Here is a 25,570-nt window from a genome sequence, read left to right as displayed (position 1 = left end):
ACTGCGGGCACGCTTTCGTATCCTGGTCGGGTGGCGATTTCCGGTACCGACCCGTCGAGCGTCCGGGTCGACAGCTGGACGTGGGCGGTCCGGCTGTTCAAGACGCGTTCCGCGGCGGCGGCCGCGTGCAGGTCGGGGCACGTGCGGGTCAACGGCAGCACCGCGAAACCGGCGCAGCCGGTCAAGGCCGGCGACGAGGTCCGCATCCGCGCGGCCGGTGTCGAACGGATCGTCGAGGTGATCCGGCCGATCACCAAACGGGTGGGCGCGGTGGTGGCCGTCGAGTGCTACACCGACAACACACCACCACCCCCACCGCGCGAGGTCCTCGCGTCCATCCCGCAGCGCGACCGCGGCGCGGGCAGGCCGACCAAACGCGAACGCCGCGAGATGGACCGGTTGCGCGGGCTGTGACCGCTCAGGCCGGGGTGTGGCTGAGGATCCGCAGCGCGGCAGGCACCGCCTCGATGGTGACCGGCAGCGGGCCGACGCGGTCGCCGTCCGCGTAGGCCGTGATGCCGTCGCACTGCAGTCGCACCGTCCGCGAGCGGTAGGTCTGCACGTCGGGGAGTTCCACGTGGGTGCCCTTGTACACGCGGGGGAACAGCCGGACCAGCCTCGACCGGCGGCCGTAGTCGACGACGGTGACGTCGAGCAGTCCGTCGGTCTTGTCCGCGTTCGGGCAGATCTGCATCCCGCCGCCGTAGGAGCGGCCGTTGCCGACGGCGACCAGTGTCGCGTCGACCTCGAAGGTCTGGTCGTCGAGTGCGATGCGGTAGTGCAGCGGGCGGAGTTGCGTCAGTTCGGCGAGCATCGCCAGGTTGTACCGCATCGGGCCCTTCGGCCAGGACATCCGGTTGGCGCGGTCGGTGACGAGTGAGTCGAAACCGCTCGCGACGATCGTGCCCGCCCACACGACCGCACCGCTGTCGAGGGTGATCCTGGCGAGGTCGGATTCCTGCACCTCGCCGTCGGCGATGACGTCGGCGGCCGCGACGGGGTCGCCGACGGGGATGCCGAATTCGCGCGCATGGTCGTTGCCGGTGCCTGCCGGGATCAGGCCGACCGGTGTCCCGGACTGCGCCGCCGCCTGCAACCCGATGCTGATGGCGCCGTCTCCCCCGACGACGACGAGCGCGTCGGTGCCGTCGTCGATGGCCCGGCGGGCCAGCGTGCGCGCGTGATCGGCGTCCGTACCGATGATTTCGGTGACGGCGACGCCGCGTTCCCGCAGGCGCGCGACCCCCTTGCGCCCGGCGACCGGCGCGTGGCCGTGCCCGGCGAGCGGGTTGACGAGGACGGTGACCTTCTCGATCACCTGCTGCGTGCTCACGGAATCAGCTTGCCGGGGTTGAGGATTCCCGCGGGATCGACGGCGTCCTTGACGGCCCGCAGAATCGTGACGCCCAGATCGCCGATCTCGTCCCGCATCCACGGGCGGTGGTCGACGCCGACCGCGTGGTGGTGCGTGATGGTTCCGCCGGCGGCGACGATCGCGTCCCCGGCGGCGGTCTTGGCCCGCCGCCACTGCTCGATCGGGTCGTCCGCCTGCGCCGACACGACGGTGAAATACAGCGAGGCGCCCGTCGGGTACGTGTGCGAGATGTGGCAGAGGACGAGCGGCGGGGTGCCCTGCGCCGACAGCGATTCCGTCAGCGCGGTGGTGACGGCCGCGCGGAGGGCGGCGAGGTTGCCCCACGTGGTCGCGGTTTCCAGCGTCTCGCACAGCGCTCCCGCGTCGAGCAGCGAGTCGCGCAGGTACGGTGCGTCGAAACGGCCGTGCTCCCAGCCATTTCCGGGTTCCTCGCCCAGGGACGTGCCGCCGCGCGCCTGCAGCACCGCGCGGGCCTCCGCCGTCCGTTCCGCGGTGTGCTCCGCGGTGCCCTCGAACGTGGTGATCGCCAGGCAGCCGCCGGTGACGGTCTCCTCGCCGATCTTGTCGGTGGTCGCCAGGTTCACCGCCGTCTCGGCCTCGTCGGACAGTCGCAGCACGGTCGGGACCGCACCCTCCTGCCGCAGCGCGCGCAGCGCGGCCGCGCCGGTCGCGAAGTCGGGGAAACGCCAGCCCTCCCGCACGGTGGTGGCCGGGACCGCGTGCACGCGGACCCGCACCCGGGTGATGACGCCGAGCGTGCCCTCCGACCCGACGAACAGTTCGCCGAGGTCCGGGCCTGCCGCGGACGCCGGGGCACGCCCCGTGTCGAGGGTTCCGGCGGGGGTCACCACCCGCAGTCCCTGCACCATGTCCTCGAACCGGCCGTACCCCGCGGACGCCTGCCCCGACGACCGGGTGGCCGCGAAACCGCCGATGGTCGCGAACATGAAACTCTGCGGGAAGTGCCCGAGCGAGAAGTCGTGCGCGCCGAGCAGTTCCTCGGCGAGCGGACCGGTCACACCCGCTCCGAGCGTCGCGATGCCGGAGTCGGTGTCGAGGTCGATCAGCGAGTCGAACCGGCGCAGGTCCAGCGAGACGACGGCGTCGAATCGGTCGCGCACCGGGTCGAGTCCGCCGACGACGCTGGTTCCGCCGCCGAACGGGACCACGGCGATGCCGTTGGCGGCGCAGTACCGGAGCACGTCGGCGACCTCGGCGTCGGTGCCGGGGGTGACGACGGCGTCGGGCGCGTTCTGGGGTTCGGTGCTGCGGCGGCGCAGCAGGTCGAGCGTGCTCTTGCCGCCGGAACGCAGCAACCGGTCGGTGTGTGCGGTACTGGCGAACTGCTCTCCGACGATGCCCGCGAGCGCGGTGACGTGCTGGTCGGAGAGTGCGCTCGGAGCGAGGACGGCGTCGTCGGCCGCCCGGCCGGAGGGTTCCCTGATGGTGACGCCGAGGGCCTGCTGCAGCAGTCCCTTGATGCCGTCCGAGAGGACCTTGTGCTTCTCGGGCGCGCCCCAGGCGTCCCACTGCATCGGGGGTGCCGTCAGGACGGCGTGATCTTCCGAACGCTCATTGCTCATGCGTTATAGTGTTACACATCATGTAAGAGTGTAACTAGTCCTTCGGGCGATCGCCCCGCTCCCGCCACACCTGCCGGATCGGCCGCAGCACCAGTCCCATCTGCTTCCGCGTCTTCCCCCGCGTCACCAGAACCCCGGTGATCGCCACGATCCAGACGGGATACTGCACGAGCCAGGCCACCCGGAAACTGTCGAACGAATACCCGCCCATCGCGTCGAGGATGAGCCCCATCGCCTGGATGACCAGCAACGAGGCCAGGAAGCCGCCGATGTTGACCATTCCCTGCGCGGTTCCCATGCTGGTACTGGGGTTGAACATGCGGGCGTAGTCGAAGCCGATCATCGAACCGGGGCCGCCCACCGAGATCACCATCACCAGAAGTGCCAGCAACCAGATCGGCGCCGGGCCCGGCAGTGCCAGCACGACGGTCCACATCGCCGCGTTGCTGATCATGATCGCCAGCACCAGATACGAGCGGCGCATCGGGAACCGGCCGCTGAGGATGCCGATGATCGGCCCGGCCACGATCGCCGAGATCACCGACAGCGTGAGCAGCGAACCGGCCTCGGCCGCCGACAACCCCTGCGCCGACCTCAGGTACGGCACACCCCACAGCAGGGCGAACGTCGTCATCGAGAACTGCGTGCCCATGTGGGTGAAGAAGCCCAGCCGGGTGCCGTGCCGCCGCCACACCGCGCGGATCTGCGTTCCCACCTCCCGCAGTCCGGCGGGTGCGGCCACCACCTCGAGACCGGGCGGGGCGTTGCGGATGACGGACACTGCCAGCACGAAGGACAGCAACCCGAGCGACGCCGCCGTGCCGTACGCGAAACTCCAGCCCGGCCCGTTCAGCAGCAGCATCAACGGCAGCGCCGACAGGATCTGACCGATCTGACCGAAGATGCCCGTCAGCTGGGACACGAGCGGGACCCGCCGCGGCGCGAACCATTGCGGCACCAGGCGCAGCACGGAGATGAACGTCATCGCATCGCCGACGCCGACGAACACGCGCGCGGCGACGGCCAGCGGCAGCGATTCGGTGAGCGCGAGCAACATCTGCGCCGACGCCATGATGAGCGCGCCGGCGGCGATCATGACCCGCGACCCGTACCGGTCGAGGAGCACACCGGCCGGGATCTGCATCCCCGCGTACACCACGATCTGGAGTACGACGAAACTCGACAGCACACTCGGACTGATCGAAAATCGTTCCGACGCCGCGAGCCCCGACACACCGAACGAGGTTCGATGCAGGACGGCGACGATATATGCGACAACCCCGACGCCCCACACCAACCACACTCTGCTCATCGCAGATCAAACTACCCGCCAGCAGGTATTACCCGCTGGGTGAAGTCACTCGCGGCCCAGCGACACCCAGGTCGGATCGGCCGTGCGCTCGCCGACGGTGAGGTCCGCGAGCAGGTCCAGACGGGCGATCTGCCCCTCGGTCAGGGTGAGCGCGACCGCACCTGCGTTCTCCGTCACACGGGCCGCGAACCGGGTGCCGGGAATCGACACGGACGGCAACCCGAACTCGCGGCCCTTCGCGTCCAGCCACGCCAGCGACACCTGGGCGGGCGTCGCGTCGAGCTCGGCGGCCACCTCGCGGACGACGTCGAGCACCTTCAGGTTCGACGGCAGCGCGTCGTCCCCGAAACGCGGGAACCGGCGACGCAGGTCCTTGTCGCCCAGCACGGCCGGGTCGTACGTTCCGGTGAGGAAGCCCCGGCCCACGGGCGAGTACGGCACGAAGCCGATGCCCAGTTCCGCCGCCGCGGGCACCACGTGCTTCTCGACGTCGCGACTCCAGATGCTCCACTCGCTCTGGATCGCGGCGATGGGATGCACCCGCGACGCGCGACGGAGTTCGTCGCCGGTCGCCTCCGACAGTCCGATGTGGCGGACCTTCCCCGCCTTCACCTGTTCCGCGATCGCGCCGACGGTGTCCTCGATGGGCACCTCGGGGTCGACGCGGTGCAGGTAGTACAGGTCGACGGTGTCGACACCGAGCCGGCTCAGCGATTCGTCGAGGGCCTGCCCCACGTACTCGGGCTTGCCGTTGATGCTGCGCCTGCCGTTCGCGATGTTGCCGACGAGACCGAACTTGGTGGCCAACTGCACCTCGTCGCGGCGTTCCTTCAGCACCGTGCCCACCGCGATCTCGCTCGCGCCGTCGCCGTACACATTGGCCGTGTCGATGAACGTCACTCCGATGTCGATGGCGTGGTGGAGGGTCGCGAGCGCCTCCGCGGGATCGACGGGGCCGTACACGGGGGCGACGGACATGGCGCCGTAGCCCTGCGCGCTGACGGTGAGGCCTTCGGACAACTGCACGGTGGGGATGTTGGTCATGCGCCCATCCTTCCCGAGCACCCCGCCAGGTGCATCGTTTGGAATCGCGCTGATCGTGACCCGGCTGCCTCTACCCTGAAGGCATGGCATTCGACTGGTTCGAACTCGCCCGCATCGCCCACCGCGAGTTCGGTGCGCGGGTCGCCGCGATCACCGACTGGTCGGCGCCGACACCGGACGGCGAATGGGACGTCACCCACCTGGTGCGGCACGTCATCGAGGAACAGCAGTGGGTTCCCCCGTTGCTCGCCGGGAAGACGGTCGGCGAGGCGACCCCGGACATCGAACCCCTGCACGGCGACATGCGGGCGGAATGGCAGCGGTATTCGGACGCGGCCATCCGCGCGTGGTCGTCGACCGACCCGCAGACGCACGTGCATCTGTCCTACGGCACGGTGCCGCTCGAGCCGTACCTGAGGCAGCAGACCGCCGACGTCACCATCCACGCCTGGGACCTCGCCAAAGCCACCGGATCCGACGACACGCTCGACCCGCAACTCGTCGCCGGGGTCTGGTCGGACCTCGACGGCCAACGCGAGATGCTCTCCGAGAGCGGACTGTTCGCCGACCCCGTCGACGTACCCGCCGACGCACCGCTGCAGGATCGCCTGATCGCCCTGACCGGTCGCGATCCCCGGCAACGCATTTAACCAACCGCCGCCGAGGGTCCCGCCTACGCTGGGATGCATGAGTACTCCGGATCCGAAACCCCGCAGCCGCGACGTCACCGACGGACTGGAGAAGACCGCAGCACGCGGCATGCTCCGTGCGGTGGGCATGGGCGACGACGACTGGGGAAAATCCCAGATCGGTGTGGCGTCGTCGTGGAACGAGATCACCCCCTGCAACCTGTCGCTCGACCGGCTCGCGAAGGCCGTCAAGGACGGCGTCCACGCCGCGGGCGGGTATCCCCTCGAGTTCGGCACCATCTCCGTCTCCGACGGCATCTCGATGGGACACGAGGGCATGCACTTCTCCCTCGTGTCCCGTGAGGTGATCGCCGACAGCGTGGAAACGGTGATGCAGGCCGAACGCCTCGACGGATCGGTGCTGCTCGCCGGTTGCGACAAGTCGCTGCCCGGCATGCTGATGGCCGCGGCCCGCCTCGACCTCGCGAGCGTGTTCCTCTACGCGGGGTCGATCCTGCCGGGGGTCGCCAAGCTGTCCGACGGCACCGAACTCGACGTCACCATCATCGACGCGTTCGAGGCGGTCGGCGCCTGTTCGCGCGGACTGATGAGCCGCGAGGACGTCGACGCCATCGAGCGCGCCATCTGCCCCGGCGAGGGCGCGTGCGGCGGAATGTACACCGCGAACACGATGGCCAGTGCCGCCGAGGCACTCGGCATGTCGCTGCCCGGCAGCGCCTCCCCGCCCGCCACCGACCGTCGTCGCGACGGGTTCGCGAGGCGCAGCGGTGAGGCCGTCGTCGAACTGCTCCGCCGCGGCATCACCGCCAGGGACATCCTCACCAAGGAGGCGTTCGAGAACGCCATCGCCGTGGTGATGGCGTTCGGCGGTTCCACGAACGCCGTCCTGCACCTGCTGGCGATCGCGAGCGAAGCCGATGTCGAACTGACCCTCGACGACTTCTCCCGCGTCGGCGCGCGCGTCCCGCACCTCGCGGACGTCAAACCGTTCGGCAAGCACGTGATGAAGGACGTCGACCACATCGGCGGTGTCCCCGTCATCATGAAGGCCCTGCTCGACGCCGGGATGCTGCACGGCGACTGCCTCACCGTCACCGGCAAGACCATGGCCGAGAACCTGGCCGACATCGCGCCGCCCGACCCGGACGGCAAGGTGCTCCGCGCGATGAGCTCGCCCATCCACCCGACCGGCGGGATCACGATCCTCAAGGGTTCCCTCGCCCCGGGCGGCGCGGTGGTGAAGTCGGCCGGGTTCGACTCCGACGTCTTCACCGGCACCGCCCGAGTCTTCGAACGGGAGCGGGCCGCGATGGATGCTCTGGAGGACGGCACGATCACGAACGGCGACGTCGTGGTCATCCGCTACGAGGGACCCAAGGGCGGTCCCGGCATGCGCGAGATGCTCGCGATCACCGGCGCCATCAAGGGCGCAGGCCTGGGCAAGGACGTCCTGCTGCTCACCGACGGCCGATTCTCCGGCGGCACCACCGGCCTGTGCGTCGGGCACGTGGCACCGGAGGCCGTCGACGGCGGTCCGATCGCGTTCGTCCGCGACGGCGACCAGATCCGCCTGGACGTCGGAAAGGGCACGCTGGAATTGCTCGTCGACGAGAAGGAACTCGCCGGCCGCAAGAGCGAGTGGGAACCCCTGCCCCCGCGCTATACCCGCGGGGTCCTGGCCAAGTACACGAAGCTCGTCGGTTCCGCCTCGGGCGGCGCCGTCTGCGGATAGGCGCTCCGCGCCCGTGCGCCTTTCTGGTTGTCCTGGCTACCAAAAAGGCGCACGGGCCCGAAGGGCCTAGATGGGCCGGAACCCGGCGCCGGGACCGGCGTTCGCGTTCATGTCGGCGACGATCGAGTTGAGGTTGGTGCCGATCTCCGGGCCGATGCACGGGGCGGCGAGGTAGGCGTTGACCATGGCGACGAGGGTGGTGCCGACGACCATCGGTGCGCCCGAGTCACCTTCGATCACGCAGGCCTGGGTCCACGTCTCCCCCGTCTGCATGAGGTCGCCGTAGACGATGCCGCACGTGTTGCCCGTGGTTCGACCTTCCTTGCACGCCACCTGCGGGAACGCTGCCGGGGCGCCGATCCGGGTGATGGTGACGCCGCCGACCCGGTTGACCGGGACGACCTTCGCCGGATCGAACTGGATCACCGCGTAGTCGAGCGCGGGGTTGGAGATGACGAACTTCCCGATGATGCCGCTGTCCTGACTGGCCTCGGGCACCACGTACGAGCCGACCTCACCGCAGTGGCCCGCCGTCAGGCCGACGAGCCTGCCCGCATTGTCGTGCCCGATGGTGGTGAGTGAACAGACCAGTTCGTCGTTCACCACGATCCCCGAACCGCCCCCCATGACGGCGGCCGGAGCTGCTGTCGCGGTCCCTGCCGCAACGAATCCCAGAATTCCCGCTGTCGCCGCAACAACCGCCGCGAATCGTTTCAACATTTTTCGAACCTTCCCGGATGAGCCCCGACGGCCGCGTGTCTCTCCATAAGAATCCCACCCCGCACAAGACCTGCGTGGGGGAATGCCGATGTAGAGACCGCGGCCGTTGCCCGCTCCGGTACTACTCGCCGGCGCCGAGTGCCTCCAGTGCTTTCCGGGCGTCCTCGAGTTGCCGGCTCAGCTCGTCGACCCGGGCGGCGGCGAGGTTGCGGGCCGCCACGATGATCGACTCGACGGCCTCGATCGCCGTCTCCTCGCCGAGTTCCCGGACGGCACGCTCGACGGCGTCCGGTGACACGGGGACGGCCTTACCGGGACGCTTGGCTCCGTGCGCGACGGTGACGCTCCAGTCGTTGTCGGCGCCGGCATGGATGGTGACGCTGACTCCGGCCGGCACCCTCTTGGCGGTGCGTTTGGCCGGTGCCGCGGCGGGTTTCGGGACCGCGGCGGCGGCCGGTTGCGGCACCGCGACGGTCTTCGCCGCGGGCGTCTTGGGGGCGGGCGGCGGACCCGGTTCGATCTCCTGGTGCACGACCGGCGCTGCGGGGGCGGACTTGGCGGCGGGCGCCGGCTTGGGCGCCGGAATTCGTCTCATCAGAAGCTCCTCGGCTTCGAAGGGGAGCTCGTCGTCGACACCCTTGGGGCGGATCAAGACCGTATTGCCTTGCACGGAGATGACTTTGGCCGAGGCTCCGGCCTCGAGCCCGAGGCTGGGCATCGCGTCGCGCAGATACACGGTGGCCCGCTTGCCTTCCGCGATCGCGGCAGCGAGGGTCTCGAGATTCTCCGCGGTCAGGTGATCCGGTGCGGCGGCGCCGGAACGTCTACGGGGCGGCATGCGCTGTCCTTTCTGGTCTGTCTCCTGGTTACGCTCGTGAGCACCGCAACTCTTGCACACACCACCGACGGTTCCGCATCGGACGGGCTCGCACAGTGGCAGATTGAGGGCGATGGTCGCACGAGCGACAGCGCGTGCGCATCGAAGATATCGAGAGGAACGACGTGACCTCGGAAGCACCGGAAAACGGCGACGAGACGGCAGCGCCGACGGAGATCTCACCGACCCTGCTCCGCGACGTCCAGGCCGATCTCGAGGAGTCGCTGCTGGGTGGGCCCCGCCGGTACACGCGGGCCGAGATCGCCGATATCGCGGGCGTATCGGTCGAGCGAGCGGACCGCCTGTGGGTGTCGATGGGGTTCGCGGTCGACATCGACCCGGACAGCGTCATGTTCACCGAGGGGGACGCCGCCGCGCTGAGGACCATCGCGTCACTCGTCGACCGGGGGATCATCTCACCGGAACGCGAAGTGGCGGCGGCCCGCGCTCTGGGCCAGTCGTTGTCGCGGCTCGCCGAATGGCAGGTGTCGCTGATCAGCACGCACATCGTCGATCAACTCGCGGGCTCGGCGGGCAGCGACGAGCAGGCGATCCGGGAGCAGGTGCGGGGACTCACCGCCGAGATCCTTCCGGCGGTCGAGTCGCTGCAGGCGTACGTGTGGCGCAGGCACGTCGCCTCGACCACGGGCCGCAACGTGGGCAATCCCGGTGAGGAGGTCGCGAGCCGGACCCTGGTGGTCGGATTCGCGGACATCGTCGGATATACGTCCCTGACGCGTCAGCTCGGTGCCCGGGATCTCGCGGACCTGCTGGAACGCTTCGAGTCGGCCTCGACGACGGTGATCGGCGGGCATCAGGGGTGGGTGGTGAAAACGGTCGGCGACGAGGTGATGTTCGCCGTCGAATCGCCGGCCGATGCGGCGGAAATCGCCCTGCAACTCCAGGAGCGGGTCCTGCCGGACGAGACGGACCCCGAACTGCGGGTCGGTCTGGCGATGGGTCCGGTTCTCGTCCGGTTCGGCGACCTCTACGGTTCCGTCGTCAACACCGCGGCGCGACTCACCGGTTCGGCGCGTCCCGGCACGGTGCTGATCGACGAGGAACTCGCCCACGAACTCGACGGCGCTCCCGATTACTACCTCAAACAGCTACGCCCACGACGCGTTCGAGGGATACGCAGGCTCGAGCAGTTCGTGCTGCGCCGGAACCGGGACGCCTGACGAGCGTCAGCTTCCGAAGGGAAGGGTTCCGGGCGGGATGGAGTATCCGCTGCTGCCGGCGGCGACGCCGCCCCACGCACCGAGGAGCCAGTTGAGTGCATCAGTGATCATCGAAAAACCTTCCCACACCATTCATCAGACAGGCGCGGCGTCGGGTGCCGCGCGCACTGCCACGGTAATGACGACAGCCTGAGCTGTCGACGTCATAATGCCTGAGCAGGCGGTATCTCGTGCAGCGCCGGCGGCCGGGCACCGGCTTCGACCTGCGCGGCGCGTGCCGCGAGGAAGTCGTCGACGATCTGCTCACACGCGGTGCGTCCGAGCGGGGTGAGGGTGGCGAGCCGGGTGAAGACGAGCGGTCCGAGAAGCTGGGCGAGGGCGAGGTCGTAGTCGAATTTTCCGAGGCGTTCCGCCGCCTCGGGTGTGCCGAAGACCTGGTCGAACGCCGCCCGGTACTGCGCGACGATCGTCTGCCGGAGCGTCCGCAGTTCCGGTTTGTCCGACTGGGCGGCGTCCGCGCTCGAGTAGTCGTCCAGCGCGGGGCCCATGCCCAGCCAGCACATCGCCGTCACGTTCATGGGGGCACTCTCGATGAGTTTCGCCTGACTGACCATCAACTCGACCAGCCGGTCGCGGAGGTCGCCTTCGGCGGGCACCGTCGGGGCCGGCGGAATCAGCCGCCCGAACGCCGCGGCCACCAATTCGGTGCCGTTGTCGAAATGCCGGTAGAGCGTGGCACGAGCCACCTTCGCCAGCGTGGTGACGGCGTCGATGGTGACGGCGTCCGTGCCGCCCTTCGCGAGGAGAGTTGTCGCGGCGTCGAGAAGTCGCGCACGCGAGCGCTGCCTGCGGGGATCCTGCTCGGTCATCTGCACCGCCCGTTCCTGCCACTGCCCGACCTCTTGTGAACTGTCAGTCTACCAACGATACTGACAGTCTTATTTCTATCGGGAGGAGTGTCGTGCACGCTCGGAACGAGGCATCGCAGGAACAGCAGGAACAACCGGAGAACGCCGGCTGGACCCTGCGGCAGATATGGATGCTCACGGTCTCGTGCTGCGCCGTCGCCCTCGTCGTCGCGGCGATGGCGGCCCTCAACACCGCGCTCCCCGACCTCGCCCGCGACACGGGTGCGACGCAGAGTCAGCTGACGTGGATCGTCGACGGCTACACCCTGACCCTGGCCGCCCTGCTGCTTCCGGCGGGCGCGCTCGGCGACCGGTACGGCAGGCGTGGGCTGCTCATGATCGGACTGCTGATCTTCGGCGCGTCCACCGCGATCCCCCTCGTCAACGACGCACCCGAGTGGATCATCGGCTCGCGGGCGATGGCGGGCGTCGGCGCCGCCCTCGTCATGCCCGCCACACTGTCGCTGCTCACGTCGGGTTTTCCGCCGGCACACCGGGGCCGGGCCGTGGGCATCTGGTCGGGTGTCGCCGGTTCCGGCGCGATCGCCGGCCTGCTGGTCTCCGGATTCCTGCTCGAGAAGTGGTCTTGGCACGCCATCTTCATCGGCCTCACCGTGGTGTCCGCGCTGATCTTCGTCACGGGCTTCACCATCTCGTCGTCCCGGGAGTCGCAGCGCCCACCGCTGGACCTGCCCGGCACCGGCCTGATCGCCGCCGCGGTCGGCCTGTTCGTCCTGGGAACCATCGAGGCGCCGCAACGCGGCTGGCTGGATCCCGTCGTGCTCGGACTGCTCGTCGGCGGACTCGCCGCCGCGGCCGCGTTCACCCTCGTGGAACTCCGCAGAAAACACCCCCTGCTCGACGTCCGGCTGTTCGCCAACCGCGCGTTCGGCTCGGGCTCGATGTCGCTTCTGCTGCAGTTCCTCGCCTCACTCGGCCTGTTCTTCCTGCTCGTCCAGTATCTGCAACTGGTGCTGGACTACTCGCCTCTGCAGTCGGCGCTCGCGCTCGCTCCCCTCGCCGTGCCGGTGGTGGCGATGTCCGCGGTCATGCCGATGCTCGTCCCGCACGTCGGGCTGCGGCCGCTACTCGCGTCCGGCTCCGCGCTGCTCGGCCTGGGCATTCTCCTGCTGGTGCGGCTCGACGCGCATTCGAGTTACGCGGAGGTGTGCGCCCCGCTCATCGTGGCCGCTTTCGGGATAGGACTGTGCACGGCGCCCGCGACGGCGGCCATCGTGCAGAACACTCCCGACGAGAAGCAGGGTGTCGCATCGGCCGTCAACGACGCGGCGCGCGAGATCGGTTCGGCCATCGGGGTCGCGCTCGCGGGCAGCGTCCTGGCCGCGGGTTACGGCAGGCATGTGCAGCCCGCGGTCGACGCCGTTCCGGAGGCCGCGAAGGAGCCGGTGTCGAGTTCGCTGGCGGCGGCACTGCAGGTCGCCGACGTCGCCGGCCCGCAGGGTGAGCAACTGGCGACGTTCGCCCGGGATTCGTTCCTGAAGGGTTTCGACGAGGCGTCCATCGTTCTGGCCTGCGCGCTGTTCGGCGCATCACTGCTGCTCGCGGTGTGGGCGCCCGGGCGGAAGGGGTCCGCACCGAGGGCTGAATCGCCGCAGGAACTGGCCGAGATCGACTGAGCGGACATTGCCCTTGTGACCGCCATCGCTGTATCGTTCAGTATCAGTAACTGAATGTCACAGTTAGTTGACCGCCCAAATCACAGATCAACCAGTCACAGATCAAGGGGTAGTGATGACCGCATCGATCGTCGTCTCCGACCGCGAAGAGACCGCCCAGCGCTTGCTGGCGTCGTCGGCACGCAAGTCCTACGACCCGATGGTCGAGGTCGACTGGGAAGCACCGATCCCCGAAGACAAGTTCGGTCTCACCCCCGAGTGGAGCACGCTCTACGGCACGGCCCTCTGGGACGAGATGACCGACGAGCAGAAGATCGAACTCACCAAGCACGAGGCCGCCAGCGTCTCCAGCGTCGGACTGTGGTTCGAGATCCTTCTCATGCAGATGCTCCTGCGCGACGTGTACGGCCGCGACAAGCACTCGCGGCACGTCCAGTTCGCCCTCACCGAGGTCGCGGACGAGTGCCGCCACTCGGTGATGTTCGCCCGCGCGGGCGAACGCCTGAACATGCCGAGCTACGGCCCCCATCCGGTGATCCACAAGCTCGGGCGTATCTGGGGTGGCTTCTTCCGGGGCGCCAACGCGTATGCCAGCGTGATGGCCGCCGAGGAGATCCTCGACATGATGCAGCGCGACTTCATGAAGGACGAGCGCGTGCAGCCCGTCACCCGCACGGTGAGCAAGATCCACGTCCTCGAAGAGGCCCGCCACATCCGCTTCGCCCGCGAGGAGGTCGGACGACGCATCCAGGGCGCCAGCTGGGCCCGCCTCCAGATCGAGCGGCTCAACACCGCCGCGGTCGTGTACTTCGTGATGAAGAGCATGATCCGCAAGGAGGTCTACGAGAACGCCGGCCTCGACCCGAAGCGGGCCGCCGCCGAGGCCAGGAGCAACCAGCACTACAAGGACACCGTCCGGACGTCCGGTTCCAAGTTGATGCAGTTCCTCGATGGCGTCGGCCTCGTCGGCGGCCCGTCGAAGCGCCTCTACAAGAGGGTCCATCTCCTCTGAATCATGTCGGCACGTGGTCCAGGTAGGACACACCGGTCGAGGTGATCTCGAGTACGCGCGCGGACGGAATGTCGAAGAACATTCCCGCGACGCGTACTCGGCCCTCGGCCGCCGCCGCACCGACGAGGGGATGGCGCCCGAGGGTTTGCACCTGGACCGCCACGTTCACCATGCCCAGCTGGTCGACTTCGTCGAATCCCAGTTCGGCCGCTGCACGCGCCACCGGGTGACCGCCGAGGAACGCCCTGCGGCTCGGCTGCGCGAACGTCAGCCACTGCTCGACGGCCCCCTCGGATCCGTCCGTGTCTGCCTGCGCCTCTGCCAGGACGGCCTTCATCGCGCCGCAGCCGGAATGGCCGCACACGATCACCGAGCTGACCTCGAGTTCGTCGAGCGCGAAGGCCAGGCCCGCTTCGACGGACACGTCCTGCTTCCCGGTCGGGACGAGGTTACCCACGTTGCGCACCGTGAACAGGTCGCCGGGACCGCTGCTGGTGATCACGTTCGGCACGATGCGTGAATCGGAGCAGGTGAGGAACAGCGAGTCGGGGCGCTGCCCGTCCCGCAGGTCGTCGAGGTGCGGCTGCAGTTGCGCCGCGTTGCGCCGGTGGTACTCCGACACTCCCGCGAGGACGGGTCGCAGCGCCGCCGGTGTGGTGGTCTCCGCGGTGTCGTGGTGCCGCGGCTGCCAGCTCTTCCACGGGGCGAACCCGCGGGGGCTCGCCACGCCGACGCCGCGCCGGGGCGGCGACGCACCCACGGCGTTCATGTCGACGGGACCGAGCGCGTCGATCACGACGGTTCCGCCGTTGTTCTCGTAGTGCCGCTTCCAGTCGTCGATCGCTTCGAACATGGCGTGGTCGAGGAAGTCGACCGCCAGTTCCACGGTGACGTGTGCGCCCGCGGGAACCTTCGCGAGTAGCCCGGTCAGTGCGGGCATGGACAGGAAGCTGCACGACCCCTCGACGGTCACGCGCCACCGCCCGGAGTCCTCGGATCCGATGGGTTCGGCGCGCATCCTGGGGTGGATGACCCGCCACAGCAGCAGGACCACCGCGAGTGCGAGACCGATGATCACACCCTCGAGCAGGTTCAGGAAGACCACACCGGCCACGGTCACGCCGTACACCCACAGGTCGCCGGTGCGTCGCGCGGTACGCAGATGCGCCATCTTGACGAGCTGGATGCCGATCACGATGAGCAGTCCGGCGAGCGCGGCCATCGGGATCTGCTCGACCAGCGCGGTGAGCAGTGCGGCGAAGACGAGGATCCAGACGCCGTGCAGGACGGCGGACGCCCGGGTCTTCGCCCCGGCGGCAACGTTGGTGGAGCTGCGCACGATGACACCGGTGACCGGCAGGCCGCCGATGAGACCCGAGATCATGTTGGCCGAGCCCTGCCCGACGAGTTCCCGATTGAACTCCGACCGGGTCCCGCCGTGCATCTTGTCGACGGCCACCGCGGAGAGCAGGCTCTCGACGCTGGCGATCAGCGCGACCGTCAGCACACCGGTGGCCACGGCGAGCCACGGACCGTCCGGCATCGAGGGCAGTGCCACGGCGTCGAACAGGGAGCCGTCCAACGTGATTCGATCGAGGTCGAACGGGAGAACCAGGGACAGAACGGTGGCGGCGACGACGGCGACCAGCGGCCCCGGGAGCACCTTCAGCTTGCCGGGAATCTTCTTCCAGAACAGCAGGACGGCGATGACCACCGCTCCCACGAGGACGTCGCCGTACCGGGCGGACGTCAGCTGTCCGGGCAGCTGGGTGATGTTCTCGACGGTCGAGCTGTGCGAGCTGCCGCCGAGGAGGACGTGAATCTGCTGGAGGGCGATCGTGATTCCGATGCCGGCCAGCATGGCGTGGACGACGACCGGCGCGATGGCCAGGGCGGCACGGGCAATTCTACTGAGCCCGAAGATGATTTGAAGGAATCCGGCGGCGACGGTGATCGCACAGGTCGCCTTCCAGCCGAAGGTGGCGACCAATTCTGCTACCACCACGGTCAATCCGGCGGCGGGACCACTGACCTGGAGCGGTGAGCCACCGACGGAACCCGCCACCACACCGCCGACGATCGCGGCGATGAGACCCGCCATGATCGGGGCGTCGGACGCGATGGCGATGCCGAGCGACAGGGGCAGGGCGACGAGGAAGACGACGAGCGACGCGGGTAGGTCGTATCGCGCGTTATTTCGCCACCTTTCGCCGCGGGTCGGTCCGGGGGCGGGGGCACCGGATGGGGGTGCTTTCTCGTTCTCGAGGATCGACGACATGTCGACACCCTACGGGCGGAGACCGACGAAACGCCCGAAACGGACGTGATCCTGTGGCATGTGTCACTGTGGCAGCACTATTCGCTCAGTTGAATCGAAAACTATTGGACAACAGTTCATTACATGAAGATTAAAGTACGTAAAGTTCACACCGGGCGGCCTCGCACCGTGAGAAGTGCCGGTCACCGCCCCGAAGACGGCGACCGGCACTGCCCGGAAGAGCTACACGGACGTCGGCACGACGACCAGCGCCCAGACGAACATCGGGGCCGACAGCACGATCAGGCCGCAATAGGCGAGCATCTTGCGCTGGAACCGCGCCTTGTCCTCGACCTGTGCGTTGGCGAGCACCATCACGCCGTTCGTCGAGAACGGGCTGACGTCGACCACTGTCGCGGAGAACGCCAGGGCGGCGACGAATCCCACGGCGCCCACCTCCCCCATCGCGAGCATCGGCGCGGCGAGGGGCAGTGCGATGCCGAGCGTGCCGATCGACGATCCGAACGCGGAGATGATCGCGACCGCGTAGCAGAGGATCAACGCGGTCAGCAACGGCGAACCGAGAGCCGACGCCGCGTCACCGAGGAAGTCGAGCGTGCCGTTCTGCGTCATGACCGCCATGTAGGTGAGCATCCCGCACACGAGCACCACGGCGGGCCATGCCACGTTGTCGACGACCTTGGGGTGCGACTTGGGCGCCATCAACAGCAGGACCGCGCTGATGCAGATCGCGCTGACGCCTACGTCGATTCCGAACGCGACCGACCCGACGACGAGGAACCCGATGCCCGCGAGCGTCGCGAACCGGTACCTGTCCATCTTCACCGGCTTCATGCCCTCGTGACTCAGCGCTTCCTCGATGACCTCGCGATCGGTGAGCGTCGCGGTGTTCCCGCCCGGACCGCCGGCGGGGGCGCCACCACCGGACGACCGGCGCGAGGAACCGCCGAATCCGCCGCCGTCGGAGGTCTCCCCGACCGGGCGCGGGGTGCGGCGCCCGATCAGGTCGAGGCCGTAGATCAGGAACAGCACGATCGCGATGGCCAGGTTGAGGACGAACGGCAGGGCGAACAGGACCAGCGGGTTCGCCCCCACGCCGGTGGAGTCCATCAGTCCGTTGATGAACGCGCCGTAGAGGTTGATGGGCGAGAACGCGCAGGCCAGGGCGCCGTGGCTGATCACCATGCCCATGAGGAACGGATTGATCTTGTTCTTCGCCGCGAGGGGCATCGCGATGGGGGCGAGCATCCCGACCGCGAGCACGGACCCGAGTGCCATCAGCAGCCCGGACAGCAGGAACATCATCCACAGGATCGCCCACCGCCTGCCGCGCACGAGGCGCAGCGAGGCCTCGATGACGAGGTCGATGGTCCCGTTCGTCTTCGCGATGGCGAACAGCAGCGTGATGCCGCCGACGATGATGAACGTGCTGCCGGGGAAGGCGTCGATGATGTCCTCGACTGGGATCCCGGACACCCAGCCGCCGATGACGAATGCTCCGGCGAACGCGAGGATGCCCATGTTGATCGGGGTGAGTGTCGCCACGGTGAAGATCGCGATCAGAGCGACGATGGAGATTGCGTAGACCATGGTCGGCCTTTCGGGGTGAGTGCGCAGTTCACACTGCGGAGAGGGGCCGAGCTTGTGCCAGAGCAAGTTTCACGGTGCCGACGGCGAGGCCGAGGGCCTGCTGATCGATCCCCGTGTCGATGTCGTGCGCGTGGAGGTGCGCTACCAGTTCCTCGGTGGCGAGATTGCCGTGGGCGCCCGGGGCGAACGGGCAGCCGCCGTACCCTCCGATGGCGCTGTCGAAGTGCGTGATGCCGAGGTGCCGGTGCGCGGCGATCACGGTGCCGAGGGCCTGCCCGTGCGCGTTGTGGAGGTGCAGGCTCAGTTCGATGTCGGGGAGGGCGTCGCGCACCGCCCCGGCCGACGCGAGCACCTGCTCGGTGGTGGCCGTTCCCAGGGTGTCGGCCAGCCCGAGCCTGCGTACACCCATCGCGGCCATCGCGCGCGCCACCCGCACCAGCGCGGCGGGGGCGATGATGCCCTCGAACGGGCAGACGAACGCGGTCGACACACCTCCGAGGAAACTCCGGTCCGGGTACTTCTGCAATGCCTCGGCGAGTCCGGTCAGCGCCTCGTCCGGATTCCGGCCCGTGTTCGCAGTGCTGTGCCCGGCGCTGGCGGACGTCACGACCTGGATCTCGTCGATGCCGGTCGCGGCGGCACGGTGCACCCCACGCGGGTTGAGTGCGAGTGCGCTGTAGGTGACCGACGGATCGGTGCGGGGCAGCCGGGCGATGACGTCGTCGGCGTCCGCCATCTGCGGGACGCGTGTGGGCGAAACGAACGATGCCGCCTCGATGTGCTTCACGCCTGCGGCGACGAGTGCGTCCGCGACGGCGATCTTGCGGTCGGTGGAGACGACCGCGTCCTCGTCCTGCAGTCCGTCCCGCAGTACGACATCCGTTATGGTGACTGTCATTTCACTTCTCCGATTCAGACGATGTCGCGGGCGCGGTAGTCGTCGAGCTGATCGCCCGACAGGTTCAGCAATCCGCCGAGGATCTCGTCGGTGTGCTCACCCAGCTCGGGGCCGGCCCAGCGGATCTGGGTGGGTTCGCCGTCGAGCTGCGGGACGACTCCGGGAAAGCGCACCTCTTCGGGTTCCCCGTCGACGGACACCTTCAGGCTCTGCAGCATGCCGCGGGCGTTGTAGTGCTCGTCGTCCGCAATCTGGACCGCGTCGTACACCTCGCCCACCGGCACGCCTGCGGCGCCGAGTTCGGCGACGACGTCACGGGGACGCCGCTGCGACGTCCACGAGGAGATCGCGTCGTCGAGTTCGGCTTCACGCCGGAATCGCTGATCCCCGTCGGCCAGTTCGGGATCGTCGGCGAGATCGCCCCGTCCCACGGCCTGCATCAGCCGGCCGAACACGCCGCTCGAGTTACCGGCGATCATCACGGAGCCGCCGTCGCACGGATAGACACCGCTCGGCACCACGCCGGGCAGGTTGCCCGCGGTCCGTTCGCGCACCATGCCATACGCGTCGTAATCGGGAACGAGGGACTCCATCGCCATGAACACCGATTCGTACAGGGCCACGTCCGCCACCCGCGGGGTCGAGTGATCGCCCTGTCTCGCCTTGGCCAGCAACATCATCAGGGCGCCGATCGCGCCGTGCAGCCCGGCGAGGGTGTCGGCGATGGGGGCGGCCGCCCGGACGGATGGGCGGTCCGGGTAGCCGGTGACGTGCCGCAGCCCGCCGAAGGCCTCGGCGACACCGCCGAATCCGGTGCGCTCCCGGTACGGGCCGGTCTGCCCGTAGCCGGAGATCCGCACGAGGACGATGTCGGGGTTGGCGGCCGTCAGCTGGTCGGGACCGATGCCCCACCGCTCGAGCGTTCCCGGCCGGAAGTTCTCGATGACGACGTCCGACTTGGCGGCGAGGTCGAGGATGATCGCGCGGCCCTCGTCCGTCCGGAGGTCGAGCGTGACGGACCGCTTGTTGCGGGCGATGGTGCGGAACATCATCGACGTCGCGCCGCGACGGCGGCGCCAGCCCCGCAGTTCGTCGCCGACGCCCGGCCGTTCGATCTTGACGACCTCGGCGCCGAAGTCGGCGAAGATGCGGCTCGCCATGGGGGCCGCGATGAAGTTGCCGAGTTCCAGCACACGGATGCCGTGCAGTGGGCCGTTCTCTGGGACCTGCATGTGAGAGTTCTCCCTCGTCGATCTGTACCGGATGGCGACTGGGGTCCTACCTGCTGATTCTCATTATTTGGCAGTTGGATTCCCGTCTGATAAGAATGACGGTAGTGGTAGCAGTCACAATTGGCAATGCCCGGAGTCCGCGCCACACGACAATGGACGACGGAACGCTGCGAGATGCAGCGCGAATCCGCTGCTCGACAGGAGGAGAACACGGTGAGAGAACCACACGTCGTTGCGATCAACGGACGGTCGCCGCGCGCGGAGAAGACCGCGTGGGTCGCGCCGACCGCGGCGGTGATCGGCGCCGCGACCCTCGGCGCGGAGACCAGCGTCTGGTACGGCGCGGTGCTGCGGGCCGATTGCGATTCCATCACCCTCGGCGAGGGCAGCAACATCCAGGACGGAGTGGCCGTTCACGTCGACCCGGGGTTTCCCGTCGTCGTCGGCCGGGACGTCAGTGTGGGGCACAACGCCGTGCTGCACGGCTGCACCGTGGGGGACGGCGCACTCGTGGGTATGGGGGCCACCGTTCTCAACGGCGCGGTGATCGGCGAGAAGTCGCTGATCGCGGCCGGCGCACTGGTGCTCGAAGGCTCGCAGATTCCGCCGCGCTCACTCGTCGCCGGTGTGCCCGCGAAGGTCCGCCGGGAACTGACCGACGACGAGGTGGCCCACAACGCCGCCAACGCCGCGGTCTACCGTCAACTGGCGCAGCAACATCGGTCGGCCGACGTCACCACGTTCGACATCGCCTGAACGAGTCAGTCGCCCGGCACCGACTTCTCGATCTGCCGCGCAGCAGCGACGACTGCGTGGCCCATCCGGGCGCCCAGATCCTCCCCCATGCGCCCCTCCGGACCGGACACGCACACGGCGGCCACGATCTCGCCGTGCCTGCGAACGGGTGCGCTGATGGAGGCGGATCCCGGCGTCCGTTCCGAAACCGACACCCACCAACCCGATTTCACCGCCTCGGGGTCGGTCTCCCAGTCTCCGGACAGCACGTGCCCACTCGACCCCTGAGGAAGCGGCACCAGTGTTCCGACGGGCAGCGCGACCCGCAATTCGTGCTGCGAGTCGACGCTGGCCGCGCACAGCCGCGATTCGCCCCGCCGCACCCATAGCTGTGCGGATTCGCCTGTCATCTCCGCCAATTCGCGCAGCGCTGGGATGGCGAGGTCGCTCAGCGCCGTCGTGACGAAACGCTGACCGAGGTAGAAACGGCCTTCCTGATCCTTCCGGAGGAGGCCGTGCTTGACCATGTCCGTGGCCAGCCGGTACGTGGTCGACAAGGACAGGTCCAATTCGCGGGCGAGGTCGCTCGCACCCATCGGGCTCGCCTCCACGACGTCGAGGATCGCCACCGCGCGTGCGAGCACTCCGACGCCGATCTCACTCCGCGCAACCATCGCAGCCCATTTCTATTGCCCCATTGAAGTATTCAGATTGTATAGGAAAGCGGGGGCGGGGCTGCTCTCATCCGTCGATGCGGCTAGATGTGCGGGTCTCGGTTGACGACCGGGCCGGCGGCCGGTTACCTCTGTGTCAGGCATTCGCCACTCCCCCGGTGCGCAGTCGCACTCACCTTCTCCGTACCCGAAAACCGTTGCAAGGAAAGGCACCATCATGACGATCGAGCAGACTCTCACCGACAAGGAACGCCTGGCAGGTCTCGACCTCGGCCAGCTCGAGCAGCTGGTCGGGCTCGTCGAATACGACGGCACCCGCGACCCGTTCCCGGTCAGCGGCTGGGACGCCGTCGTCTGGGTGGTCGGCAACGCCACCCAGACCGCCCACTACTTCCAGTCCGCGTTCGGGATGACCCTCGTCGCCTACTCCGGACCGACCACCGGCAACCGCGACCACCACAGCTTCGTCCTCGAATCCGGCGCCGTCCGCTTCGTCATCAACGGCGCCGTGAACCCGGACAGCCCGCTGATCGAGCACCACCGCACCCACGGCGACGGCGTCGTCGACATCGCCCTCGCCGTCCCCGACGTCGACAAATGCATCGCCCACGCCCGCGCCCAGGGCGCCACCGTCCTCGACGAACCCCACGACGTGACCGACGAACACGGCACCGTCCGGATCGCCGCGATCGCCACCTACGGCGACACCCGCCACACCCTCGTCGACCGCAGCAACTACACCGGCCCCTACCTGCCCGGCTACCTCGCCCGGACCTCGTCGCACACCAAACGGGACGGCGCCCCCAAACGGCTGTTCCAGGCCCTCGACCACGTCGTCGGCAACGTCGAACTCGGCAAGATGGACCACTGGGTCGACTTCTACAACCGGGTCATGGGCTTCACGAACATGGCCGAATTCGTCGGCGAGGACATCGCCACCGACTACTCCGCCCTGATGAGCAAGGTCGTCTCCAACGGCAACCACCGCGTGAAATTCCCGCTCAACGAGCCCGCCATCGCCAAGAAACGCTCGCAGATCGACGAGTACCTCGACTTCTACGGCGGCCCCGGCGCCCAGCACCTGGCGCTGGCCACCAATGACATTCTCACCGCGGTGGACCGGCTCACCGCCGAGGGGGTCGAGTTCCTGGCCACCCCGGACTCCTACTACCAGGACCCCGAACTGCGGGCCCGGATCGGCAACGTCCGCGCCCCGATCGAGGAGTTGCAGAAACGCGGCATCCTCGTCGACCGCGACGAGGACGGCTACCTGCTGCAGATCTTCACCAAACCCCTCGTCGACCGGCCCACCGTGTTCTTCGAACTCATCGAACGCCACGGCTCCCTCGGCTTCGGCATCGGCAACTTCAAAGCCCTCTTCGAAGCCATCGAACGCGAACAAGCCGCCCGCGGAAACTTCTGAGGGGTTAGCGCACTCGCGGGATCTTGCGGGTGCTGACGGCGATGCGATTCCACGCGTTGATCGTGAGCACCAGCGAGATGAGCTGGGCCAGTTCGGTCTCGTCGAAATGTTCCGTCGCCTCCTCGTACACCGAGTCCGGGACGAAGCCGTCGGTCAGCACGGTGATCGACTCGGCGAGGGCGAGCGCGGCGCGCTCCTTGTCGGTGTACAGGCCGTGCATTTCCTCCCACGCGCCGAGCAGGAACAGTTTCTGTTCGCTGATGCCGATCTTGCGGGCATCGGCGGTGTGCATGTCGATGCACCACGCGCAGTGATTGATCTGGGAGCAACGGGTGAGCACCAACTCGACGAGTTCCGGGTCGAGGCCCTGCCGGGCGGCGGCGTCGAGGGCGATCATCGCCTTGTAGACGGCGGGGGCCTTGCGTGCGAGGTCGACTCGGGTCTTGCGCTCTGTTGTGGTCATAGGAGAACAGTAAGCGCGAAATAGCCCATCTCCATGGTTCAATTCGAGCATGAAATCTTGGGCCAATTCGGGTCTGGGCCGCGACCTCCATCTCGACCTCGCCGCACCCGCCGGTGGACGGACTTCCGGGGTGCGCGCCGCTCTGGTGTCCGCGCTGCGCGAGTCGATCCGCTCGGGACGGCTCGTCGCAGGCACCACCCTCCCGCCCTCCCGCGCGCTGGCCCTCGACCTCGGCGTCGCCCGCAACACCGTCGCCGAGGCGTACTCCGAACTCGTCGCGGAGGGGTGGCTCACGGCACGGCAGGGATCGGGGACCCGGGTCGCCGATCGGGCACGCGAGACCGCCCACCGCGCGCAGACCCGCTCCGCCTCCGCACCCCGGCCCGCGTGGAGCCTGCTGCCCGGTTCGCCCGACGTCGCGGAGTTTCCCCGTGCCGCCTGGATGGCGTCGGCGCGCCGGGCGCTCACCGCGGCACCCCACGACGCGTTCGGTCCGGGCGATCCGCGGGGCCGCCCCGAACTGCGCCGCGCCGTCGCCGAATACCTGGCCCGGGCACGAGGGGTCCGCACCGATCCCGATCGGATTGTGGTCAGCGCGAGTTCGGGGCATGGACTGTGGCTCCTCGCCCGCGCCGTGCAGGGACCGGTCGCCGTCGAAGGGTACGGGCTGCATTTCCATCGCGAACTGCTCGGCGACGCCGGGGCCGTCACCGTGCCCCTGCACCTCGACGCCCACGGCGCCCAGCCCCCGGACGCGACGGGTACGCGGCTGTCCGCGGCACTGCTCACCCCGGCCCACCAATTCCCCACCGGAGGTCCGCTCCACCCCAGCAGGAGAACGGCTTTCGTGGAATGGGCGCGCACGACCGGTGGGATCGTGATCGAGGACGATTACGACGGAGAGTTCCGGTACGACCGCCAACCCGTCGGCGCCCTGCAGGGTCTGGCCCCGGAACAGGTGGCGTACCTGGGCACCGTGAGCAAGACCCTGTCTCCCGCGATCCGTGTGGGGTGGATGGTGTTGCCGGAACACGTGATCGACGACGTCCTGGCGGTCAAGGGCGTGTACGAGAGGTGGGTCAGCGCGACGGACCAGCTGACCCTGGCGGACTTCATCGAACGGGGCGCGTTCGACCGGCACGTCCGCAGGATGCGCACCCTGTACCGCCGCCGACGCGACACCCTCGTCGAGACGCTCGCCGCGCGGTCACCGCACGTGCACGTCACCGGCATCGCGGCCGGCCTGCACGCCGTCCTCGAACTTCCGGCCGGGACCGAGGCGGCCACCGTCGGCCGGGCCGCGGGCCTCGGTCTCGCGGTGGAGGGTCTGCGCACGTTCCGTCATCCGGACGGTCCCGCGGACCGGCCGGACGGGCTCGTCGTCGGCTACAGCACGCCGTCGTCCGCCCGCTTCGCCGCCACGCTCGACGCCCTGTGCCGCGCGCTGCCCACTCCGTGAGCAGAATTTCCTATGGGACTGGTCGGAATGCGTGTCGTGCGGTTACAGTCTGATCCGTGACCGAATCCGGTGTGATCGACTCAGGCGAGCTGCTGACGCGGCGCCGCCATGTCGATTTCGCACTGGTGTGTACCTCGAGGTGTCCGATCTCCTGATCGGACCCGTCCCGGCGTGATTCTCTCCACGCCGGGTTCTCTCTGCACACCCACGTTTTCGAAGGATTCGTCACTCGTGACCACTGCATCCGTTTCACATCTCACGTCCGTCATCAGCGCCACCCGCGACGCCGTGTCGCAGGATTCCGCGAACGCGCACGTCGTCTTCACCGCCTCCGCGCAGGCCCACGACGCCGTCGCGAGCACCGTCTCGCTCGGCAAGTACAGCGTCGAGGTGGACGAGCCGCCCGCGCTCGGCGGTGAGCACTCCGCCGCCAATCCCGTGGAGTACTACCTCGCTTCGCTGCTTTCCTGCCAGGTGGTGACGTACCGCTTCTGGGCCGAGAAGCTCGGTGTCCGTGTCGACGACATCTCGGCACGCGCGGAGGGAGACCTCGACGTGCGCGGGTTCTTCGGCTTCGACGACGCCGTCCGCCCCGGGTTCGGAGAGGTGCGCGTCGTCGTGACACTCACCGGTCCGGAATCGCGGGAGCGCTACCTCGAACTGCAGGAAGCGGTCGACGCGCACTGCCCCGTCCTCGACCTGACCCGCAATCCGACCCCGGTCCACACCGTGGTCGAAACAGCTACCGGCGACAACTGATTCATCACATCCACTGCACCGAATCCGG

General features: G+C 68.5%; 23 protein-coding genes. 10 read left to right on the top strand and 13 right to left on the bottom strand.

Annotated elements, in window-relative coordinates; all coding sequences use genetic code 11:
- Positions 1 to 30 precede the first annotated feature (30 nt).
- Positions 31 to 414 (top strand): RNA-binding S4 domain-containing protein, encoded by a 384-nt coding sequence (locus CJ179_RS27255; protein WP_072944648.1) that lies wholly within the window; start codon positions 31 to 33, stop codon positions 412 to 414.
- A gap of 4 nt (positions 415 to 418) precedes the next feature.
- Here CJ179_RS27255 and CJ179_RS27250 read toward each other — a convergent pair whose 3' ends face one another.
- The 4 genes from CJ179_RS27250 to CJ179_RS27235 all read right to left on the bottom strand — a co-directional run bounded on the left by CJ179_RS27250 (position 419) and on the right by CJ179_RS27235 (position 5,314).
- A complete protein-coding gene (locus CJ179_RS27250) occupies positions 419 to 1,333 on the bottom strand; it encodes a diacylglycerol kinase (RefSeq protein ID WP_095863427.1) in 915 nt (304 codons plus the stop codon).
- A complete protein-coding gene (locus tag CJ179_RS27245) occupies positions 1,330 to 2,910 on the bottom strand; it encodes an FAD-binding oxidoreductase (RefSeq protein WP_072944881.1) in 1,581 nt (526 codons plus the stop codon). The genes CJ179_RS27250 and CJ179_RS27245 overlap by 4 nt, the downstream gene beginning before the upstream one ends.
- Positions 2,911 to 2,992: 82 nt before the next feature.
- On the bottom strand, positions 2,993 to 4,270 hold the full coding sequence (locus CJ179_RS27240; RefSeq protein WP_072944652.1) for a nitrate/nitrite transporter: 1,278 nt from the start codon (positions 4,268 to 4,270) through the stop codon (positions 2,993 to 2,995).
- Between the two features lie 45 nt (positions 4,271 to 4,315).
- Entirely contained in the window at positions 4,316 to 5,314 is a 999-nt protein-coding gene (locus CJ179_RS27235; protein ID WP_095863426.1) for an aldo/keto reductase, read from the bottom strand.
- A gap of 83 nt (positions 5,315 to 5,397) precedes the next feature.
- Here CJ179_RS27235 and CJ179_RS27230 point away from each other — a divergent pair, with 83 nt between their 5' ends.
- Positions 5,398 to 5,964 (top strand): TIGR03086 family metal-binding protein, encoded by a 567-nt coding sequence (locus CJ179_RS27230; RefSeq protein WP_095863425.1) that lies wholly within the window; start codon positions 5,398 to 5,400, stop codon positions 5,962 to 5,964.
- A 37-nt stretch (positions 5,965 to 6,001) separates the two neighbouring features.
- Positions 6,002 to 7,696 carry a dihydroxy-acid dehydratase gene (gene ilvD / locus CJ179_RS27225; RefSeq protein ID WP_095863424.1) on the top strand — a complete coding sequence of 565 codons (1,695 nt, stop codon included), beginning with the start codon at positions 6,002 to 6,004 and terminating at the stop codon, positions 7,694 to 7,696.
- Between the two features lie 66 nt (positions 7,697 to 7,762).
- Here the strand turns inward: ilvD and CJ179_RS27220 are convergent, their stop codons facing one another.
- Both CJ179_RS27220 and CJ179_RS27215 read right to left on the bottom strand, forming a co-directional pair.
- A complete protein-coding gene (locus tag CJ179_RS27220) occupies positions 7,763 to 8,416 on the bottom strand; it encodes a S1 family peptidase (RefSeq protein WP_095863423.1) in 654 nt (217 codons plus the stop codon).
- Positions 8,417 to 8,537: 121 nt separating this feature from the next.
- The gene (locus CJ179_RS27215; protein WP_095863422.1) at positions 8,538 to 9,254 is read right to left on the bottom strand and encodes a DUF6319 family protein; all 717 of its coding nucleotides are present in this window, start codon (positions 9,252 to 9,254) and stop codon (positions 8,538 to 8,540) included.
- Between the two features lie 164 nt (positions 9,255 to 9,418).
- On the opposite strand from CJ179_RS27215, the gene CJ179_RS27210 reads away from it, so the two are divergent.
- On the top strand, positions 9,419 to 10,474 hold the full coding sequence (locus tag CJ179_RS27210) for an adenylate/guanylate cyclase domain-containing protein (RefSeq protein ID WP_179377647.1): 1,056 nt from the start codon (positions 9,419 to 9,421) through the stop codon (positions 10,472 to 10,474).
- A gap of 203 nt (positions 10,475 to 10,677) precedes the next feature.
- Here CJ179_RS27210 and CJ179_RS27205 read toward each other — a convergent pair whose 3' ends face one another.
- Positions 10,678 to 11,349 carry a TetR/AcrR family transcriptional regulator gene (locus CJ179_RS27205; RefSeq protein WP_083395614.1) on the bottom strand — a complete coding sequence of 224 codons (672 nt, stop codon included), beginning with the start codon at positions 11,347 to 11,349 and terminating at the stop codon, positions 10,678 to 10,680.
- Positions 11,350 to 11,513: 164 nt separating this feature from the next.
- Here CJ179_RS27205 and CJ179_RS27200 point away from each other — a divergent pair, with 164 nt between their 5' ends.
- Both CJ179_RS27200 and CJ179_RS27195 read left to right on the top strand, forming a co-directional pair.
- A complete protein-coding gene (locus CJ179_RS27200; RefSeq protein WP_257015822.1) occupies positions 11,514 to 13,019 on the top strand; it encodes an MFS transporter in 1,506 nt (501 codons plus the stop codon).
- Between the two features lie 115 nt (positions 13,020 to 13,134).
- Complete coding sequence (locus CJ179_RS27195; RefSeq protein ID WP_072944665.1) at positions 13,135 to 14,031, top strand: diiron oxygenase; 897 nt, start codon at positions 13,135 to 13,137, stop codon at positions 14,029 to 14,031.
- Between the two features lies 1 nt (position 14,032).
- Here CJ179_RS27195 and CJ179_RS27190 read toward each other — a convergent pair whose 3' ends face one another.
- The 4 genes from CJ179_RS27190 to CJ179_RS27175 all read right to left on the bottom strand — a co-directional run bounded on the left by CJ179_RS27190 (position 14,033) and on the right by CJ179_RS27175 (position 20,029).
- Positions 14,033 to 16,309 carry a bifunctional SulP family inorganic anion transporter/carbonic anhydrase gene (locus tag CJ179_RS27190; RefSeq protein WP_095863419.1) on the bottom strand — a complete coding sequence of 759 codons (2,277 nt, stop codon included), beginning with the start codon at positions 16,307 to 16,309 and terminating at the stop codon, positions 14,033 to 14,035.
- Positions 16,310 to 16,531: 222 nt separating this feature from the next.
- Positions 16,532 to 17,899: an SLC13 family permease gene (locus CJ179_RS27185; RefSeq protein ID WP_072944669.1), complete on the bottom strand. Its 1,368-nt coding sequence runs from the start codon at positions 17,897 to 17,899 to the stop codon at positions 16,532 to 16,534.
- A 28-nt stretch (positions 17,900 to 17,927) separates the two neighbouring features.
- The gene (locus CJ179_RS27180; RefSeq protein ID WP_095863418.1) at positions 17,928 to 18,797 is read right to left on the bottom strand and encodes a hydroxymethylglutaryl-CoA lyase; all 870 of its coding nucleotides are present in this window, start codon (positions 18,795 to 18,797) and stop codon (positions 17,928 to 17,930) included.
- 14 nt (positions 18,798 to 18,811) lie between these two features.
- The gene (locus tag CJ179_RS27175; protein WP_072944673.1) at positions 18,812 to 20,029 is read right to left on the bottom strand and encodes a CaiB/BaiF CoA-transferase family protein; all 1,218 of its coding nucleotides are present in this window, start codon (positions 20,027 to 20,029) and stop codon (positions 18,812 to 18,814) included.
- A 213-nt stretch (positions 20,030 to 20,242) separates the two neighbouring features.
- Between CJ179_RS27175 and CJ179_RS27170 the strand changes: the two genes are divergently transcribed.
- Complete coding sequence (locus tag CJ179_RS27170; RefSeq protein WP_179377646.1) at positions 20,243 to 20,785, top strand: gamma carbonic anhydrase family protein; 543 nt, start codon at positions 20,243 to 20,245, stop codon at positions 20,783 to 20,785.
- 5 nt (positions 20,786 to 20,790) lie between these two features.
- Here the strand turns inward: CJ179_RS27170 and CJ179_RS27165 are convergent, their stop codons facing one another.
- Positions 20,791 to 21,438 carry an IclR family transcriptional regulator gene (locus CJ179_RS27165; protein WP_072944677.1) on the bottom strand — a complete coding sequence of 216 codons (648 nt, stop codon included), beginning with the start codon at positions 21,436 to 21,438 and terminating at the stop codon, positions 20,791 to 20,793.
- A 217-nt stretch (positions 21,439 to 21,655) separates the two neighbouring features.
- Here CJ179_RS27165 and hppD point away from each other — a divergent pair, with 217 nt between their 5' ends.
- A complete protein-coding gene (gene hppD, locus CJ179_RS27160; protein ID WP_095863417.1) occupies positions 21,656 to 22,861 on the top strand; it encodes a 4-hydroxyphenylpyruvate dioxygenase in 1,206 nt (401 codons plus the stop codon).
- Positions 22,862 to 22,865: 4 nt separating this feature from the next.
- Here the strand turns inward: hppD and CJ179_RS27155 are convergent, their stop codons facing one another.
- Positions 22,866 to 23,324 carry a carboxymuconolactone decarboxylase family protein gene (locus CJ179_RS27155; RefSeq protein ID WP_095863416.1) on the bottom strand — a complete coding sequence of 153 codons (459 nt, stop codon included), beginning with the start codon at positions 23,322 to 23,324 and terminating at the stop codon, positions 22,866 to 22,868.
- A 49-nt stretch (positions 23,325 to 23,373) separates the two neighbouring features.
- On the opposite strand from CJ179_RS27155, the gene CJ179_RS27150 reads away from it, so the two are divergent.
- Positions 23,374 to 24,783, top strand: a complete 1,410-nt coding sequence (locus CJ179_RS27150) for a PLP-dependent aminotransferase family protein (protein ID WP_072944683.1) — start codon at positions 23,374 to 23,376, stop codon at positions 24,781 to 24,783.
- A 231-nt stretch (positions 24,784 to 25,014) separates the two neighbouring features.
- Positions 25,015 to 25,542 (top strand): OsmC family protein, encoded by a 528-nt coding sequence (locus CJ179_RS27145; protein ID WP_072944685.1) that lies wholly within the window; start codon positions 25,015 to 25,017, stop codon positions 25,540 to 25,542.
- Positions 25,543 to 25,570: the final 28 nt, after the last annotated feature.

The organism is Rhodococcus sp. ACS1 (genome assembly GCF_002300155.1).
Taxonomy (GTDB): Bacteria; Actinomycetota; Actinomycetes; order Mycobacteriales; family Mycobacteriaceae; genus Rhodococcus_F; species Rhodococcus_F koreensis.
The sequence above is the reverse complement of the archived record's forward strand: the minus strand, read 5'-3'. Positions and strand labels throughout refer to the sequence as shown.

What these genes read in the sequence shown, in the direction of transcription:
- CJ179_RS27240 (WP_072944652.1), bottom strand. Translation starts at nt 4,270, where the DNA reads ATGAGCAGAGTGTGGTTGGTGTGGGGCGTCGGGGTTGTCGCATATATC.
- CJ179_RS27165 (WP_072944677.1), bottom strand. Translation starts at nt 21,438, where the DNA reads ATGGTTGCGCGGAGTGAGATCGGCGTCGGAGTGCTCGCACGCGCGGTG.
- CJ179_RS27220 (WP_095863423.1), bottom strand. Translation starts at nt 8,416, where the DNA reads ATGTTGAAACGATTCGCGGCGGTTGTTGCGGCGACAGCGGGAATTCTG.
- CJ179_RS27180 (WP_095863418.1), bottom strand. Translation starts at nt 18,797, where the DNA reads ATGACAGTCACCATAACGGATGTCGTACTGCGGGACGGACTGCAGGAC.
- CJ179_RS27230 (WP_095863425.1), top strand. Translation starts at nt 5,398, where the DNA reads ATGGCATTCGACTGGTTCGAACTCGCCCGCATCGCCCACCGCGAGTTC.
- CJ179_RS27200 (WP_257015822.1), top strand. Translation starts at nt 11,514, where the DNA reads ATGCTCACGGTCTCGTGCTGCGCCGTCGCCCTCGTCGTCGCGGCGATG.
- ilvD (WP_095863424.1), top strand. Translation starts at nt 6,002, where the DNA reads ATGAGTACTCCGGATCCGAAACCCCGCAGCCGCGACGTCACCGACGGA.
- CJ179_RS27185 (WP_072944669.1), bottom strand. Translation starts at nt 17,899, where the DNA reads ATGGTCTACGCAATCTCCATCGTCGCTCTGATCGCGATCTTCACCGTG.
- CJ179_RS27175 (WP_072944673.1), bottom strand. Translation starts at nt 20,029, where the DNA reads ATGCAGGTCCCAGAGAACGGCCCACTGCACGGCATCCGTGTGCTGGAA.
- CJ179_RS27150 (WP_072944683.1), top strand. Translation starts at nt 23,374, where the DNA reads ATGAAATCTTGGGCCAATTCGGGTCTGGGCCGCGACCTCCATCTCGAC.
- CJ179_RS27155 (WP_095863416.1), bottom strand. Translation starts at nt 23,324, where the DNA reads ATGACCACAACAGAGCGCAAGACCCGAGTCGACCTCGCACGCAAGGCC.
- CJ179_RS27190 (WP_095863419.1), bottom strand. Translation starts at nt 16,309, where the DNA reads ATGTCGTCGATCCTCGAGAACGAGAAAGCACCCCCATCCGGTGCCCCC.
- CJ179_RS27195 (WP_072944665.1), top strand. Translation starts at nt 13,135, where the DNA reads ATGACCGCATCGATCGTCGTCTCCGACCGCGAAGAGACCGCCCAGCGC.
- CJ179_RS27245 (WP_072944881.1), bottom strand. Translation starts at nt 2,910, where the DNA reads ATGCAGTGGGACGCCTGGGGCGCGCCCGAGAAGCACAAGGTCCTCTCG.
- CJ179_RS27235 (WP_095863426.1), bottom strand. Translation starts at nt 5,314, where the DNA reads ATGACCAACATCCCCACCGTGCAGTTGTCCGAAGGCCTCACCGTCAGC.
- CJ179_RS27215 (WP_095863422.1), bottom strand. Translation starts at nt 9,254, where the DNA reads ATGCCGCCCCGTAGACGTTCCGGCGCCGCCGCACCGGATCACCTGACC.
- hppD (WP_095863417.1), top strand. Translation starts at nt 21,656, where the DNA reads ATGACGATCGAGCAGACTCTCACCGACAAGGAACGCCTGGCAGGTCTC.